This is a genomic window from Methyloceanibacter superfactus (genome assembly GCF_001723305.1).
Classification (GTDB): domain Bacteria; phylum Pseudomonadota; class Alphaproteobacteria; order Rhizobiales; family Methyloligellaceae; genus Methyloceanibacter; species Methyloceanibacter superfactus.
The window spans coordinates 64,899-80,256 of record NZ_LPWF01000033.1 but is presented as its reverse complement, the minus strand read 5'-3'; the positions used below and the strand labels follow the sequence as shown (position 1 = coordinate 80,256).

17 protein-coding genes and 3 pseudogenes are annotated in these 15,358 nt (G+C 66.6%); 4 read left to right on the top strand and 16 right to left on the bottom strand.

Annotated features, from left to right (window positions below):
• Window positions 1-9: 9 nt before the first annotated feature.
• Window positions 10-615: a 3-isopropylmalate dehydratase small subunit gene (gene leuD, locus AUC69_RS13420; protein ID WP_069442592.1), complete on the bottom strand. Its 606-nt coding sequence runs from the start codon at window positions 613-615 to the stop codon at window positions 10-12.
• Between the two features lie 126 nt (window positions 616-741).
• Here leuD and AUC69_RS13415 point away from each other — a divergent pair, with 126 nt between their 5' ends.
• Together AUC69_RS13415 and AUC69_RS13410 are read left to right on the top strand one after the other, a co-directional pair.
• Window positions 742-1,137, top strand: a complete 396-nt coding sequence (locus AUC69_RS13415) for a PH domain-containing protein (protein ID WP_069442591.1) — start codon at window positions 742-744, stop codon at window positions 1,135-1,137.
• Window positions 1,138-1,155: 18 nt separating this feature from the next.
• Window positions 1,156-1,479, top strand: coding sequence for a hypothetical protein (locus AUC69_RS13410; RefSeq protein WP_069442590.1), 324 nt, complete (start codon window positions 1,156-1,158; stop codon window positions 1,477-1,479).
• A 16-nt stretch (window positions 1,480-1,495) separates the two neighbouring features.
• Here the strand turns inward: AUC69_RS13410 and AUC69_RS13405 are convergent, their stop codons facing one another.
• From AUC69_RS13405 to AUC69_RS13395, 3 genes are all read right to left on the bottom strand, one after another.
• Complete coding sequence (locus AUC69_RS13405) at window positions 1,496-2,113, bottom strand: hypothetical protein (RefSeq protein WP_069442589.1); 618 nt, start codon at window positions 2,111-2,113, stop codon at window positions 1,496-1,498.
• A gap of 36 nt (window positions 2,114-2,149) precedes the next feature.
• Window positions 2,150-2,662 (bottom strand): hypothetical protein, encoded by a 513-nt coding sequence (locus AUC69_RS13400; protein ID WP_141700803.1) that lies wholly within the window; start codon window positions 2,660-2,662, stop codon window positions 2,150-2,152.
• 87 nt (window positions 2,663-2,749) lie between these two features.
• Entirely contained in the window at window positions 2,750-3,160 is a 411-nt protein-coding gene (locus AUC69_RS13395) for a metallopeptidase family protein (protein ID WP_069442587.1), read from the bottom strand.
• Window positions 3,161-3,248: 88 nt separating this feature from the next.
• On the opposite strand from AUC69_RS13395, the gene AUC69_RS13390 reads away from it, so the two are divergent.
• Window positions 3,249-3,569 carry a hypothetical protein gene (locus tag AUC69_RS13390; protein WP_069442586.1) on the top strand — a complete coding sequence of 107 codons (321 nt, stop codon included), beginning with the start codon at window positions 3,249-3,251 and terminating at the stop codon, window positions 3,567-3,569.
• Here AUC69_RS13390 and AUC69_RS18745 read toward each other — a convergent pair.
• The 12 genes and pseudogenes from AUC69_RS18745 to AUC69_RS13335 all read right to left on the bottom strand — a co-directional run bounded on the left by AUC69_RS18745 (window position 3,566) and on the right by AUC69_RS13335 (window position 14,041).
• On the bottom strand, window positions 3,566-3,754 hold the full coding sequence (locus AUC69_RS18745) for a hypothetical protein (RefSeq protein WP_244500262.1): 189 nt from the start codon (window positions 3,752-3,754) through the stop codon (window positions 3,566-3,568). The genes AUC69_RS13390 and AUC69_RS18745 overlap by 4 nt on opposite strands.
• A gap of 20 nt (window positions 3,755-3,774) precedes the next feature.
• Entirely contained in the window at window positions 3,775-4,326 is a 552-nt protein-coding gene (locus AUC69_RS13385; RefSeq protein ID WP_244500261.1) for a class I SAM-dependent methyltransferase, read from the bottom strand.
• A 29-nt stretch (window positions 4,327-4,355) separates the two neighbouring features.
• Window positions 4,356-5,762 (bottom strand): 3-isopropylmalate dehydratase large subunit, encoded by a 1,407-nt coding sequence (gene leuC / locus AUC69_RS13380; RefSeq protein ID WP_069442585.1) that lies wholly within the window; start codon window positions 5,760-5,762, stop codon window positions 4,356-4,358.
• Window positions 5,763-6,240: 478 nt separating this feature from the next.
• Window positions 6,241-6,603: pseudogene (rplS, locus tag AUC69_RS18740) on the bottom strand (50S ribosomal protein L19); the annotation flags it as partial.
• Window positions 6,604-6,786: 183 nt separating this feature from the next.
• Window positions 6,787-7,110, bottom strand: a complete 324-nt coding sequence (locus tag AUC69_RS13370; RefSeq protein ID WP_244500260.1) for a c-type cytochrome — start codon at window positions 7,108-7,110, stop codon at window positions 6,787-6,789.
• A gap of 68 nt (window positions 7,111-7,178) precedes the next feature.
• Window positions 7,179-7,882: pseudogene (trmD, locus tag AUC69_RS13365) on the bottom strand (tRNA (guanosine(37)-N1)-methyltransferase TrmD).
• On the bottom strand, window positions 7,879-9,579 hold the full coding sequence (locus tag AUC69_RS13360) for a riboflavin biosynthesis intermediates N-glycosidase (RefSeq protein ID WP_083239448.1): 1,701 nt from the start codon (window positions 9,577-9,579) through the stop codon (window positions 7,879-7,881). Before AUC69_RS13360 ends, trmD begins: the two are co-directional and overlap by 4 nt.
• 10 nt (window positions 9,580-9,589) lie before the next feature.
• Entirely contained in the window at window positions 9,590-10,111 is a 522-nt protein-coding gene (gene rimM, locus AUC69_RS13355) for a ribosome maturation factor RimM (RefSeq protein WP_069442582.1), read from the bottom strand.
• Between the two features lie 17 nt (window positions 10,112-10,128).
• A complete protein-coding gene (gene rpsP, locus AUC69_RS13350) occupies window positions 10,129-10,659 on the bottom strand; it encodes a 30S ribosomal protein S16 (protein ID WP_069442581.1) in 531 nt (176 codons plus the stop codon).
• A gap of 41 nt (window positions 10,660-10,700) precedes the next feature.
• On the bottom strand, window positions 10,701-12,200 hold the full coding sequence (gene ffh, locus AUC69_RS13345; protein ID WP_069442580.1) for a signal recognition particle protein: 1,500 nt from the start codon (window positions 12,198-12,200) through the stop codon (window positions 10,701-10,703).
• A complete protein-coding gene (locus tag AUC69_RS13340; RefSeq protein WP_069442579.1) occupies window positions 12,200-12,613 on the bottom strand; it encodes an SH3 domain-containing protein in 414 nt (137 codons plus the stop codon). Before AUC69_RS13340 ends, ffh begins: the two co-directional genes overlap by 1 nt.
• A 219-nt stretch (window positions 12,614-12,832) precedes the next feature.
• On the bottom strand, window positions 12,833-14,041 hold the full coding sequence (locus AUC69_RS13335) for an amidase (RefSeq protein ID WP_069442578.1): 1,209 nt from the start codon (window positions 14,039-14,041) through the stop codon (window positions 12,833-12,835).
• Window positions 14,042-14,214: 173 nt separating this feature from the next.
• Between AUC69_RS13335 and AUC69_RS13330 the strand changes: the two are divergent.
• Window positions 14,215-15,334, top strand: a pseudogene (locus AUC69_RS13330) (MFS transporter).
• Window positions 15,335-15,358: the final 24 nt, after the last annotated feature.

The window sequence follows — 15,358 nt, the reverse complement described above, 5'->3', positions numbered from 1 at the left end:
GGGCTTCGCTCAAGCCCAGGGACGGCTGGCGGCGTTCTGCTGCTCGAAGGCGGCGATGGCGTCGGCCTTCTCCAGGGTCAGCCCGATATCGTCGAGCCCTTCCATCAGGCAACGCTTGCGGTGTGGGTCCACGTCGAAGTGAATAGCGCCGCCGTCGGGCCCGCGGATCTCCTGCGCCTCGAGATCGATGGTGAGGCGGGCGTTGTCGCCGCGCGCGGCATCGTCGATCAGCTTGTCGATCTCGGACTGCGGCAGGACGATGGGCAGGATGCCGTTCTTGAAGCAGTTGTTATAGAAAATGTCGGCGAAGGACGGCGCGATGATGCAGCGGAAGCCGAAATCGAGCAGCGCCCAGGGGGCGTGCTCGCGGGAGGAGCCGCAGCCGAAATTCTCGCCGGCGATGAGAATCTTCGCGTCCGTGTAAGGCGGCTTGTGCAGCACGAAATCGGGCAGCGGCCGGCCTTCCTCATCATAGCGCAGCTCGGCGAACAGGCCTTCGCCGAGGCCGGTGCGCTTGATGGTCTTCAGATACTGCTTGGGGATGATCATGTCGGTGTCGACATTGATCATGGGCAGATGGGCGGCGATGCCCGTGAGCGTGACAAATTTTTCCATGTGTGTCCTCGTTTCAGGAGCCATATAGCCGCTCGGACGCCCGGTTTCCACCGTCACATATCGGCGCTTTTCTCGGGCCATGCTGGGCCTTAAGGTCCGGGGCCAATCGGTGGGAGAGGGAAAAGCATGGTGGGCACGGTGATTTATAAGGCGCATCCGGCAATGTTCCGGGCGCACCCGTTCTGGTTCGTCCTTTTCGTGCTCCTGATTGCCGCCTTCGGGCTTGGGCTCCTCATCCTGCTCTACTGGTACATCAAGACCCGGGCCACATCGCTCACCGTGAGCGATCATGAACTGCTCTATGAGAAGGGCATTTTGAGCAAGGAGAGGCTGGCGGTGTCTCTCAGGCACGTGCGCTCGGTCCAGGTGAACCAGGGCTTTATCAATCGCATCCTCGGCGTGGGCACGATCGAGATCAAGACGGCGGGCGACGAGCCCGAGTTCACGGTCACGGACCTGCCCGATCCGCACGAGGTTCGCGAGGCGATCAGCCACGCGCAGGCCTTGCGTGGCGACGACTAGAGCGGGGGACGGAGACACATGGCAGGCCCAGAGGATCGCCGCGACCGGAACGACGCCATGCGGCTGTTCGTGGCCTCGGCGCTGGCGCTCGTCCTGCTCGTCGGGATCGGCTTTGCCGGGCTCTACTATTTCACCGAGATGCTGGGGGCGTCTGATCCGTTCTCGGCAGGCCTCGGCCTCAAGAACGCGGCGCTGATCTCCTTCGGCGTGTCGTTCGCCGCTATTCTGGTGATGACCATTGCCTCGGGCGGCGACGCCATTCTCGGCGAGCTGCCCTTCACCATCGCCGGGTTTCTGATCTTCTTCGTGATTTTCTGGCTGATGATCGCCTGGATCTTCTAGGCGAAGGCCCGCAAGCCTATTGCGGCGGCGCCAGCATCTGAGCGCGCGACGGCGGTGTCGAGCTCGCGCGGCGGTCGCCACCTTCGATCAGCTCGCGATAGCGGGCGCGCATGAGCTTGCAGCGCGCTGGGCCCGGCGGGTGCACCGCGTCGCCCTTCAGCTGCGAGATGAAGGTGCAGATGTCCTCGAGCCCCTGCGCGTCGAGCCAGCCCCATTTCACGCCGCGCCGAATGGCGAACAGATCGGCCTTCACCTCGTCGGCGCCGATGAACTGATGGCCGCACTCGTGGGAGTAGATGTAGAGCTTCACCTGGGTGTTCAGCCCGTTGATCTTCTTGGTGTTGAGGATGAGGAAGCCCGGAAAGGCGCCGCCCCAGCTGTCGAAGCTCGGGTTCAGCACCGTCGGCCGCTTGCCGCAATTCACCGACTTGCCGTCGATGGTCAGTTTGCCATGGGCGACGAAGCTGGCCTCGGGGCCGGTCTGCTCGAGATACTCCTCAACGGTCGGGCCGTTGGCCGTCCCGCCCCGGTAAACGAACTCCTGGGCATGGCCGAAGCCGCCGCCGCCAACGCAAAGCAAGAGCGCCAGGGCGAACGAAGCCGCCACACGATAAAGGGTCGGTCCGTTAAGCATGACTCGCAGTCTAAGGGGCGATTGGTATCCGCGCAATTACCGCAACGTGTCGATATCGTCGCGCGCCTCGAGCTCCGCCTTTTTGTTGAAACATTGCTGGAGCTCGGCGCAGCGGGCCTCCGGGTCGGCATGGACCGGGCCGTGACCGGCGATATTGAATGTGGCGCAAATATCCTCGAGCGCCTTGGGCGTCAGCCAGCGCTCGCGCCGGGCGCGGCGCACCGCGTAGCAATCGGCGGCGCTCTCGTTGGGGCCATACAGGATGTGCCCGCACTCGTGATAATAAATCAGCCACTGAACGGGACGGGGCAGGTCCTTCAGCGCCTGCATGTTGAGCATGATCACCGTCGAGGAGACGGCGAAACCCTCGAAATCGCGGATCAGCGTTGCGGTGCGGCCACATGACAGCCGGCGTCCGGCGACCACCAAGCGCCCCGGCGCGACGAGCTTGCTTTGCTCGATGGCGGCGGCAGAGCGCGGCTCCGGACCGGTTGCGGTCAGGGTGAGGCAAAGTGCGAGCCCCATCACCAGATGGGCAGCCGGTCGCATGATGTTTTCCTCTGCTACCCACCCGTCCCGTCCAGTCTGCGGGTGGGGTGGGGCAGCGTCAACCGGCAATTCCCAAGCGAATCGCGCTCAGCCCGCGGTGTCGGATTCGATGCGCGCCATGTCGGCGTCGGACAGGCCGAAGTGATGGCCGATCTCATGCACCAGCACATGGGTGACGATGTCGCCGAGCCTCTCGTCATGCTCGGCCCAATAATCGAGAATCGGGCGGCGATAGAGAAAGATCATCTCCGGCAGGGCCGACGGGTCGAGAACGCTCTGGCGGGTGAGATCGACGCCCTGGTAGAGACCGAGCAGACCGAAGGGGGAATCGATCCCCAGCGAATCGAGAACCTCGTCGGTGGGGAAGTCCTCGACGCGGATCAGAACGTCATTGGTCATGTCGCGGAAGGCCGCGGGCAGCTTCTTGAAGGCCGTGGCCGCAATCGCCTCGAACTCGGCGATGCTCGGCGCGCTGTGCTTGTGCCAGTCGGTCGTCATGACGGTCTGTTTAGCCGAGCACGCTGCCGGCGGGATAGTCCAAATTCGGAAACCCTTGCGCGCCGGCGGGCGTGCTAGACTCAAATCCATGACGAACCGTACGGGCCCGCTCCTGGTTTTTGGCGCCGGTCTCTTGCTTGCCGCGAGCGCGCCGGCGCCTGACGCGACGGCGAAGGATTGCGGCGCCTGGAATAATTGGTGCCGCCCCGCTTGCGGCGATTGGAACGCCTGGTGCGCCGGCCAATCGCTGCCAGACGTGCTGTCGCGCATGCAGCCGAAGAGCTATTTCGCCGATCCGAAATGGGTGGGCGAGACTTACCCCTTCCCGAAGGACCCGGACGCGGCGACCGCGCCGAAGCTGGACCGCAAGGCGAACAAGCGGGCGCGGCGGAAGCAGGCCGAGCGTTAGCCGCGCGGCTTCGCCGCGGTGAGGATCGCCTCGCGCAAGGTGAAGGTGAGACCGTCTTCCGTCTCGCGGGGGCGCAAATAGGCCCGCAAGGGCTCCTGCTGGAGCAGGTCTTTCAGGCGCGCGATCGTCGTGGGCGTGCAGCGCATGCGCTCCACCCAGGGATTGAACGGAATGTCCTGATCCATGACCTCGCTCGCGGTTGGCGTCAGCCCGGCCGCGCGGATGAGGGACTGCCACTCACCAAGGCCGAGCGCGCGGCCATGGCTCGGATCGCGCAGCTTCTCGAAGCTGTTGTAGCGGGCGGCGAGGTCCGCGTCCTCCGGCGAGACATTGTCGACGAGCGCGAAGATGCCGCCGGGGATGAGCACGCGCGCGCCTCGCGCACGAAGCTTTGCGGATCGGGAAAGTGATGGGCCGCGAGCCGGCACGTCACCAAGTGATAGCTGGTATCGGGGAAGGGGAGGTCGCCGGCTTGCGCTTGCGCGGCGACGACGTTGTTCAAGCCCCGCTCCTTGGCGAGCTTCCGCGCCTGTTGCAGCATCTCGGGCGTGATGTCGCTGGCGGTGACCTTGGCCACTTGGGGCGCGAAGGCGAGCGCGGTGTGGCCGGCGCCGGTGGCGATGTCGAGCACGCGCCAGGTTGGCTTGGTCTCGATCAGCTCAACGAGCCGGGCGAGCGACGGGCCGGTGGCGTGCACAGCGGAGGCCGCGTAGTCGGCGGCGGCTTCACCGAATTTCTTCTGAACGAGGGAGCTCATGGCGTTGCACCCTTCCGGCGTGCGTGCGCCTAGTGCATCTCGCGGATGTCGACGAAATGTCCGGCGATGGCCGCGGCGGCGGCCATTTGCGGCGACACCAGATGGGTGCGTCCCAAGCGGCCCTGGCGGCCCTCGAAGTTGCGGTTCGAGGTGGACGCGCACCGCTCGCCCGGCGCCAATTTGTCGGGGTTCATGGCCAGGCACATGGAGCAGCCCGGCTCGCGCCATTCGAAGCCCGCCTCCAGGAAGATCTTGTCGAGACCTTCTTCCTCGGCTTGCGCCTTCACCAGACCCGAGCCCGGCACGATCATGGCGTTCAGGTTCTCGTTGACGTGCTTGCCTTCGACGATCTTCGCCACGGCGCGCAAATCCTCGATGCGGCCATTGGTGCAGGAGCCGATGAAGATGCGGTCGAGCGCGATGTCGGTGATCTTCTCGCCGCCCTTGAGGCCCATATAGTCGAGCGCGCGGATCGCGGCTTTCCGCTTCGACTCGTCGGTGATGTCGCCAGGAACCGGCACGCGGCCGGCGACCGACACCACCTGCTCGGGGCTCGTGCCCCAGGAGACGATGGGCGGCAGCTGCTCGGCATGCAGCACGATCTCTTTGTCGAAATGGGCGTCCGGATCGGAGAACAGTGTCTCCCAATGCGCCTTCGCCAGCTCGAACTGGCCGGCCTTGGGCGCGCGCGGGCGGCCCTTGATGTAGTCGAAGGTCTTCTGGTCGGGCGCGATCAAGCCGGCCCGGGCGCCGCCCTCGATCGACATGTTGCAGATCGTCATTCGCCCTTCCATGGACAGCGCCTCGATCGCCTCGCCGGCATATTCGATGACATGGCCGGTGCCGCCGGCGGTGCCGATCTCGCCGATGATGGCGAGGATGATGTCCTTGGCGGTGACGCCCTCGGGCAGCTTGCCGTCGACGCGCACGCGCATGTTCTTGGCCTTCTGTTGGATCAGCGTCTGGGTGGCGAGCACATGCTCCACCTCCGAGGTGCCGATGCCGTGGGCCAGCGCACCAAAGGCGCCATGGGTCGAGGTGTGGCTGTCGCCGCAGACGATGGTGGTGCCGGGCAGGGTGAAGCCCTGCTCTGGCCCGACCACGTGGACGATGCCCTGACGCTTGTCGCGCTCGTGATAATACTCGACGCCGAAATCCTTGGCGTTCTGAGCCAGCGCGTCGATCTGGATCTTCGACTCCGGATCGTCGATGCCCTTGGAGCGGTCGGTGGTCGGCACGTTATGGTCGACCACGGCCAGCGTCTTCTCCGGGCTGCGCACTTTCCGGCCGGCCATGCGCAGGCCCTCGAAGGCCTGCGGGCTCGTCACCTCATGGACGAGATGCCGGTCGATATAGATGAGGCAGGTGCCGTCGGGCGCCTCATGGACCAGATGCTCGTCCCAGATCTTGTCGTACAGGGTGCGGGGCTTCGCCATTGTCGGTTTCTCAGAATCCCAGATTTCTAAGCGTCAGATAGCGACTGAAGGGGCCTTTGCCAACCGGGCGTCATTCCACGATTTGGGGCCAAGCCCGATAAGAAAGCGTGGATGGCCGGGACAAGCCCGGCATGACGAAAACAGCAGAAGAGGCGGAAATCCGCTATTTCTTCTCGGCTTCGCCTTCGGCCGGGGCCTCGCCTTCGTCACCGGCGGGAACCTCGTCGGCCGTGGTCTCGGCCATCAGAGCCACCGCCTTGGCGACCCAGTCGCCGCTCTCGATGGCGCCGCCGAGGCTCAGCTGATCGTCGATGCCGGCGATCTCGTCGTCGGTGAGATTGGCGATCTGCTCGAACTTAATGAGGCCGAGCTTGTTCAGCTTCTTCTCGATGTCCTCGGTGACGCCGGGAATGAGCTTGAGATCGTCGGGCGCGCCAGCGGGCTTCTTGAAGCCCTTGAGGCCGGACTTCTTCTTGCCGCGGGTGTCCTGGCGCTCCGGAATACGCGCCGACTTGCCGCGGCGGCCACGCAGATAATAGAGTTTGGCGCGGCGGACGCGGCCGTGGCGGATCACATCGATGGAATCGATCAGCGGCGAATGGATCGGGAAGACGCGCTCGACGCCCTCGCCATAGGAAATCTTGCGGACGGTGAAATTCTCGTTGATGCCGCCGCCGGAGCGGCCGATGCACACGCCCTCATAGGCCTGCACGCGGGAACGCTCGCCTTCCACGACCTTGACGTTGACACGGACGGTGTCGCCGGGGCCGAACTGGGGCACGCTGCGCTTGGAGGTGCGCTCGGCGAGCTGCTCTTTCTCGAGTTCCTCGATGATATTCATAGCTGTAACCTTTCACGGGCGCCTGCTCACGGCCTTTGACGGCCATCGGACGAACGCCATTCTTTTTGATTGATCCAGAAATGCGGGGAACGGGCCTAGAGCCCACAACCAGCGAGGGTTTCCTACCCTAGCTTTCCCGGCTTGTCGACGGATTTCGGGTGAAAAACCAGCCCAACTCGCCGTTTACCCTTTGCCCTTGAGGCTGTGGATATAGGCCACGACGTTCCGCAGATCGTCCTGCTCCAGCACGATATTGGGCATGGTGGGGTGGGAGCTTTGCAGCCACACCGAAAGGGCCAGCTCGGTCATGCCCGGGGTGTCGGCCACCTCCTGGAAGGCGGGTGCCTCCATCAGCGGCGACATCATCTCACCCTGCTGGACCGCATGGCAGGCGGCGCAGATCTCGGCCGCATAGGCCTTGCCGGCGGCGATGTCCGCGTCTTGGGCGGTCGCGTCGCCGGAGAGGCCGAACGTCGCAACCGCGGCCAGCACCATCAGGCTCTTCATGCGGGAATCTCCTTGCGTGATCCTTGGCTCCGCTTAGCGCCCGGCGACCCTCAGGGCACTGACTTCGATCAAGATTTCGGCTTGCCGTAGCGCTCCCAAAGGTCGGGACGGCGGGCCTTGGTGATCGCTTCCGCCTGGTCGCGCCGCCATTTGGCGATCTTCTCGTGGTCGCCGGAGAGCAGCACCTCGGGGATGGCGCGGCCTTCCCACTCCCGGGGCCGCGTATAGTGGGGATATTCCAGGAGCCCCGAGGCGAAGCTCTCCTCGGCGAGCGAGACCTCGTTGCCGGCGACGCCCGGCAGCAGGCGCACGCAGGCGTCGATCAACACTTGCGCCGCCAGCTCGCCGCCGGACAGCACATAATCGCCGATGGAGATCTCCTCCACGCCGCGGGCCGCGAGCACGCGCTCGTCCACGCCCTCGAAACGGCCGCAGAGCAGGACGACGCCCGGACCTTCCGCCAGCTCATGGGCGCGAGCTTGTGTCAGCGGCGCGCCGCGCGGCGATAGATAAAGTGTCGGCGTTCCGGGTGCGGCGTCCGCCCGTCCGGCATCGATGGCCAAAGCCGCGATATCGGCGCGCATGACCATGCCGGCGCCGCCGCCGGCCGGGGTGTCGTCCACCGAGCGGTGCTTGTCGGTGGCGAAGGAGCGGATGTCGAAGGTCTCAAGCGCCCAGGTGCCGTCCTCGAGGGCCTTGCCGGCAAGGCTCAAGCCCAAGGGTCCCGGAAACATCTCGGGGTAGAGAGTGAGGACGCGGCCCGCCAGGTCATGATGCGGCTCCTTGATTCGCCACGCGCTCTTCCTTCAGCAGCCAGGTCTCGAGCCGGCCGACGCCCTTCACCTCGATCTCCCCGCGCGCCTCGAACAGGAAGCCGTCTCCCAGGGCGTCGCGCACCGCGCCCGACACCTGGATCTCGCCGGGGAGCCCGTGGGACTCGAGCCGGGAGGCGAGGTTCACCGTCTCGCCCCACACATCGTAGGAGAATTTATCGGCGCCGATGACGCCGGCCATGACGGGGCCGCCGGCGATGCCGATGCGGATCTTGAGCACGACGCCATGGGTCTCCGACAGCCGCGCCACCAGGCCCGGCAGGCCGAGCGCCATGCGCGCCAGGCGATGGACATGGTCGTGTTGCGGCTGGCTGACGCCGGCCACCGCCATATAGCCGTCGCCGATGGTCTTGATCTTCTCCACGCCGTGCGCGGCGGCCAGCCGGTCGAACTCGGTGACGACGTGATCGAGAATGGCGACGGTGCGGGCGGCGCCGAGCTCCTGGGCCAGCGCCGTGAAGCCTACGAGATCGCTGAACAGCACGGAGGCTTGCGGCACGGCGTCGGCGACGCGCTCGCCCGGGCGCGCCTTCAAGCGCTCGGCGATGGCTTCGGGCAAGATGTTGGCGAGCAGGCTGTCGGCTTCGGCGCGGGCACGGTCGGCCATGGTGAAGGCATAGCCGACGATCAGCGCGATGATGGTGAAGGTGGTCGCCGCCGAGGAGACATAGAGATTGTGCAAGAGGAAGGGATCGGCGTCGATGCGCGCGCTCCCCGGCGGATACAAGAACCAGGCGGCGAGATGCAGCGCCAGCCCCACCGCCACCGCGCCCACCACGAGACGGATATGGGCCATGCCGCAAATGGCGAAGGCGACCGCGGCGACCACGATGTAATTCAGTTGGATGCCGGAGTCGCGGCCGAGCTCGCGCACGAAGAAGAACAGCGTCATGTATTCGGCGGCGCAGATCAGCAGCGCCGCGGCCACGTCGCCGAAGCGATGAGCGAGCGGCGCCATCAGCGCCACGGCAACGAGGAGGAAGTTGGCCACGATCAGCGGCCAGTACTCGTCGACGCCGAAGACGGCGAACATGCCCGCATAGCCCAACGAGGAGACGGCGATCATCATGGCCATCACGTTGACGATGGTGAGCCGGCGGCGAATGTTGCGCGCATAGCCCGCGGTGCCCCATTCGGCGAAGCGCACGAACGGACCGAGCCAGGCGAAGAGCGGCGCTTCGCTCGAAGGATGCGTAGTGGCGCTGCCGCGCAGCTCGACGCGCAGCCGCATCAGCATCTCGCCGAGCTTGTTCTGGCCGGTGCCGTTCTCGCCGATGCCCCAGTAATAATCCTTGGGCGCGGCCTCGGCGATCGCCTCATCGCCGGTGCCGAGCAGGAGCGCGCGCAAATCCCGATGCTGCGCGAACTTGGCGCGCAACGCGCGGTCCATGACCGTGTCCTTGATGCGGTCCCAGTCGGGCCTGATCTTCGCTTGGTGTTTGCGCGCGAGCCCTTTGACCGCCGCGGCCTTCGGCATCTGGCGCGCCCGCTCCCGCAACTCGGGGTCGGCGAATTTCTGCGCCTGGTAATAATGCTCGACCGTGGGCCACAGCACGCCGTCCACCTCGATCGGGTAGGGCGCAAAGTTCGAGAACTCGCGGTAGCGGTCCGACTTGGAAAAGAAGCGGATGGTCATGGCGTAGACCTTACTCCGCCAGTTCCTCCGGCGGTACGAGAACGAGGCGGCCGCCCTCGATGTCGACCTCGGGCACCGTCGTCTCAGTGAAGGCAACCAGCAGGTTCTCGCCACCGGCCGCCGATGACACCTCGACGATGTCGCTGGCGCCGAAATTGTGGATGGCGACCACGGTGCCGATCTCGTCGCCTTGCGGGCTCACGGCCTTCAGCCCGACCAGGTCGGCGACGTACCACTCGTCAGCCCCGGGCGCCTCGGCGGCCGGCATCTTGGCGCGGGGCAGATAGAGCTTGGTGCGGGTCAGCGCCTCGGCGGCCTCGCGGGTGGTCACGCCCTTGATGCGGGCGATGACCGCCTTGGGCGTGACGCGGACGCGCTCGATCTCGATCGACCTCGCGCCCGACTCGTCCTCGAGCGGGCCATAGCCGGCGATGTCGGCCGGCGCTTGCGTGTAGGAGCGGAGTCGAACCTCGCCCTTCAGCCCTTGCGCCGCACCGATCTCGCCAACCAGCACCCGGTCTTGCTCGCCCAAGACTACTCGGCCCAAGACTACTCGGCAGCCTTCTCGGCTTCGCCCTCGGCGGGCGCGGCCGCTTCGTCGGCCGCTTCCACGACCGCCTCATCGGCGGCCTCGACGGAAGCCTCTTCCTCGGCGGCGGCAGCAGCGTCCTTGGCGGCGGCGTCTTCGGCGACCTTGGCCTCTTCGGCAGCCTTCTTGGCGTCCTCGGCTTCCTTGACCTTTGCCTCGTCGGCGGCCTTCTTGGCCTCCTCGCGCTCGAGGCGCTTCTTGCCGGGCTTGGCCTTCTCCGGATTATTGCGCGCCTCGCGCTTCATCAAGCCGGCGGCGTCGAAGAAGCGGAGCACGCGGTCGGTCGGCAGCGCGCCGTTGGACAGCCAATGCTTGGCGCGGTCCTGGTCGAAGGTCACGCGCTCTTCGGAGTCGCGCGGCAGCAGCGGGTTGAACGTGCCGATCTTCTCGATGTAGCGGCCGTCGCGGGGGCTGCGCGAGTCGGCGACGACGATGCGGTAGAAGGGCCGCTTCTTGGCGCCGGCACGGGCCAGTCTGATCTTCAGTGACATTGCTTTGGTTCTCCTAGTCGTTCGATCTCAAAAAAAATGGCTCAACGTTTCTTCTTCTGCGGCAGGCCGGGGAGGCCGCGCGGCATCCCGCCGCCGGGCAGTCCCGGCAGGCCGGGCAATCCTCCGGGGAAGCCGCCGGGCGGCAGGCCCGGGAAATTCGCCGGCAGCTCGGCGCCGGCCGGCAGATCGGCGGGCATCTCCGGCGGCGGTCCGCCACCGAACAGCCCGGAAAGCACGCCCCGCTTCTTGCCCATGGCCTTCATCATGTCGGCCATCTGGCGGTGCATCTTCACCAGCTTGTTGATGTCCTGCACGGAGGTGCCGGAGCCCGCCGCCACGCGCTTCTTGCGCGAGGCATTGAGCAGCTTCGGCGTCTTGCGCTCGGCGCGGGTCATCGAGCTGATGATCGCCTGCTGGCGCTTCAGCACGCTGTCGTCGAGATTGGCGGCGTCGATCTGCTTCTTCACCTTGCCGAGGCCGGGGAGCATGCCGAGCACGCCGCCCATGCCGCCGAGCTTCTGCATCTGCGAGAGCTGGTCGGAGAGGTCCTGAAGGTCGAAGGAGCCCTTCTTGACCTTCTTGGCCATCGCCTCGGCCTTGTCGAGCTCGACGGTCTCCATCGCCTTCTCGACGAGGCCGACCACGTCGCCCATGCCGAGAATGCGTCCGGCGATTACGGTCGGGATAAAACTCCTCGAGCGCGTCGAGCTTCTCGCCGACGCGATCAGCTTGATGGGCTTGCCGGAGACGGCGCGCATGGACAGCGCCGCGCCGCCGCGCGCATCGCCGTCGACGCGGGTGAGCACGATGCCGGTCAGCGACACGCGGTCACCGAAGTTCTTGGCGAGATTGACGGCGTCCTGACCGGTCAGCGCATCGGCAACGAGCAGCGTCTCGTGCGGCTGGGCGATCTTCTCGATGGCCGCGGTCTCGGCCATGAGCGCCTCGTCGATGTGGGTGCGGCCGGCGGTGTCGAGCAGCAGCACGTCGTAGCCGCCGAGCTTCGCCGCCTTGATGGCGCGGGCGGTGATCTCGGTCGGGCTCTGGCCTTCGACGATGGGCAGCGTGGCGATCTCGGCCTGCTCGCCGAGAATGCGAAGCTGCTCTTGCGCCGCCGGACGGCGCGTATCGAGCGAGGCCATCAGTACCTTCTGCTTGTCGCGGGTGGTGAGGCGCTTGGCGAGCTTGGCGGTGGTCGTGGTCTTGCCCGAGCCTTGCAGGCCGACCAACATCATGACGACGGGCGGCGTGGCGGCGAGGTCGATGCCTTGCGCATCGGAACCCAGCATGCGCACCAGCTCGTCGTTGACGATCTTGATGACCATCTGGCCCGGCGTGATGGAACGCACCACGTCCTGGCCGAGCGCCTTCTGCTTCACCCGGTCGGTGAATGAGCGCACCACGTCGAGCGCCACGTCGGCCTCGATCAGAGCGCGGCGCACCTCGCGCATGGCCTCGGTCACGTCCGCCTCGCTTAGCGCGCCGCGGCGCGTGAGCTTGTCGAGAATGCCGGAGAGGCGGTCTGAAAGGGTCTCGAACATCAGCCGGCGTAGTCCGCCACATATTTGCGGAAGACCCAGCCCGAGTTGCAGGGGCCGTTATAGGCGGCGGCGCGGGGCCAGGGCGTGCCCACGCCGCAGTCCTGGGTCTCATGGGAGTAGACGACGCCGAGCCACTGGCCGCGCTGATCGCAGATATTGAGCAGGTAGCCGTTATAGACCTTGTCCAGCATGGCGTAGTTGGAGGAGGGGCCGGCGCGCACGGCGAGGAAGCCGTCGCCGCCTTGCGGATCGAGGCCGCGAACCACGCCGACCGTGCCGCAGGCGTCGTAGCCCGGGTTCTGGCCGGCGATGACCGGCACGGCGCTCTGCTGGGCGATGCTCGCCGCCGGCAGGCAGGCAAGGATGAGCGCGGCAAGGATGCCGGCGGGGCGTCGGTCGCGGTCTGTCACCATCGTCTCCTCCTCGAGATGAGGATCGGCAAAGCAAAAACGCACCCGTGGGCGCATCGCGCTGACGGGTGTTGACCCCCCTGGCTAGTCTCCTTGGTGCGCTACCGCGCTTCGCGCTACTTGAGCGCGAGGTGCCAAAGAGGAGACCCCACACAGGGCGGCGGCTCGGATTAGGAGCTGCCTTGAATTTCGGGCGGAATGTCGGCGAGGGGAGCCCTTAAGTCAAGCGCGGATAAAGAGTTCCAGCGTCGCGGCGAGGTCGAGCAGGGTCTCGTCGCCGCCCTCCCAGCCGATGAATGAGAGGCCCACCGGGCAGCCCGAGGCCTTGCCCATGGGAATCGAGATCTGCGGTAGGCCCGCATGGCCGGCAAGGCAGGTGCTTTGCAGGGTCTGCGTGCGGAACTCGGCGAAGGACGCGCCGTCGGGAATATCGCGCTCCGGCGGCAGGGTGGGCGTGGTCGGCAGCACGATGACCGTCCCCGGCTGGACGATCTCCTTGAGGCGCTTCGTGACCTGGCCGCGGACGGCGCGGGCCGATTCCGCCTCGTCGAAGGTGATCCCGGCGGCGATCTCGAACCGCTCCTTGATGCCGGGGCCGAGGTTCACATTGTGGGACTGCACGAAGGGCAGCAGGGTCGACTGGATCTCGAAGCCCTGGGTGGTGGCGAAGGCCTTGCGCCAGGCGACGATGTCCTCGCCGGCAATCTCCATTTGCTCGGGTTTCGGGATCGCGCCCAAGAGCTTGTCAAGCGTATCCCACATGGCTTGGTCGATGCTCGCCTCGGACTCACCCACGATGTCCTGGGCGAGGATCAGCCTGGTGATGGGCGCGGTCACGGATTCCCCTTCGAGCAGCAATTGGCCGAGCTTGCGGGCTAGCTTGGCGTCGCGCGCAAGAAAGCCCACCGTGTCGTAGCTCGGGGCCATGGGGGTGACGCCGCGCGTGTCGATGCGGCCATAGGTCGGGCGCAAGCCAACGAGTCCGCAGAAGGACGCCGGCACGCGGATCGAGCCGCCGGTGTCGGTGCCGAGCGCGAAGTCGCACATGGCGGCGGCCACCGCGGCCGCCGAGCCGCAGGACGAGCCGCCGGTCACATGGTTGCCGGCGCGGACATTGATCGGCTGGCCGTAATGGGCGTTGGTGCCGAGCACGCTGTAGAAGAACTCGTCGCAGACATTGATGCCGATGAGGCTCGCGCCCGCGTCCAGCAGGCGGGCGATGACAGGGGCGGTCTCGGCCGCCGGGGTGGCATGGTGATAGAAGTCCGGATTGCCGTTCGAAACCTTGCGGCCCTTGATGGCGAACAGGTCCTTGACCATGAAGGTGAGGCCGGCAAGCGGGCCTTCGCTCCGTCCCACGATCGGCTCTTCCAGCGTGTGGGGAACGAGGGCGCCGATCGTGTCGTTCTTGGGAACGGCGATGAAGACCATGGGGCTCTCCTTGCCTATGCGAGGATGAAGGAGAACGCCATATAAGTGAAGGCTTCGCAACTTCTCGAGAGCGGCGGGACGGTTTGAACGCTGACAAGACCCAACGCCTGCGCCTGCCCAAGAGTCCCCATTTGCCAAAGACGGTCTGGGCGCTGGGCTTCACGTCGCTGTTCATGGACATCTCCTCGGAGCTGATCCACGGGCTGCTGCCGCTGTTCCTCATGGTCAGCCTGGGCGCGAGCGCCGCGGTGCTCGGCCTGGTGGAGGGCATCGCCGAGGCGACCGCCTCAATTACCCGGGTCTTCTCGGGCTGGCTGTCCGACCGGCTCGGCCGCCGCAAGGCACTCGCCGTGGCGGGCTACGGCCTGGCGGCGATCACCAAGCCGCTGTTTCCGATTGCAAGCTCCGTGTGGCTCGTGGCGGTCGCGCGCTTCCTCGACCGGATCGGCAAGGGCATTCGCGGAGCGCCGCGCGATGCGCTGGTCGCCGACGTGACCGACCCCGCCAATCGGGGCGCCGCGTTCGGCCTGCGCCAATCCCTCGACACGGTCGGCGCGACGGTGGGGCCGGTCTTGGCCATCGGGCTCATGCTCGCCTTCAACGACGACATCCGCACCGTGCTGTGGTTCGCGGTCATCCCGGCGGCCATCGCCGTGGCCATTCTGGTGTTCGGAGTGAAGGAGCCGCCGCCCACGGCGAAGCAGGAGCGGGTGCCGATCAAGGCGGCCGAGATCGCCCGGCTCGGCCGCTTCTACTGGCTCGTGGTGGGCGCCGGCACGGTGTTCACGCTGGCCCGGTTCAGCGAGGCTTCCTGGTGATCCGCGCCCACGACCAGGGGCTGGGGCTCGCCTGGGCGCCGGCGGTGATCGCGCTGATGAGCCTCGTCTATGCGGTCGCCGCCTATCGGCCGGGCGTCTCCAGGACCGGTTCGGGGCGCGACCGCTGCTCGTCGCCGGCCTCGTGGCGCTGATCGCCGCGGATCTCTTGCTGGCGCGCGGCCAGTCGCTCTTCGCCGTCTTCCTTGGCATCGCCCTCTGGGGCCTCCATATGGGGCTCACGCAAGGGGTGCTGTCGGCGCTGGTGGCGCAAGCCGCGCCGTCGCGGCTCCGGGGCACGGCCTTCGGCGTATTCGGCCTCGTCACCGGGCTCGCCGCCCTGGTGGCCAGCGTTCTGGCTGGCGTGCTGTGGGAGACGATCGGCCCGGCCGCGACCTTCTTCGCCGGGGCGGGCTTTGCCGGGCTGTCGCTGATCGCCTTCTTGGCGATCCCGCGCAAGCTCGGCGCGTCCGGGTGACGTAGACTGATGTTTTCCGGGCGC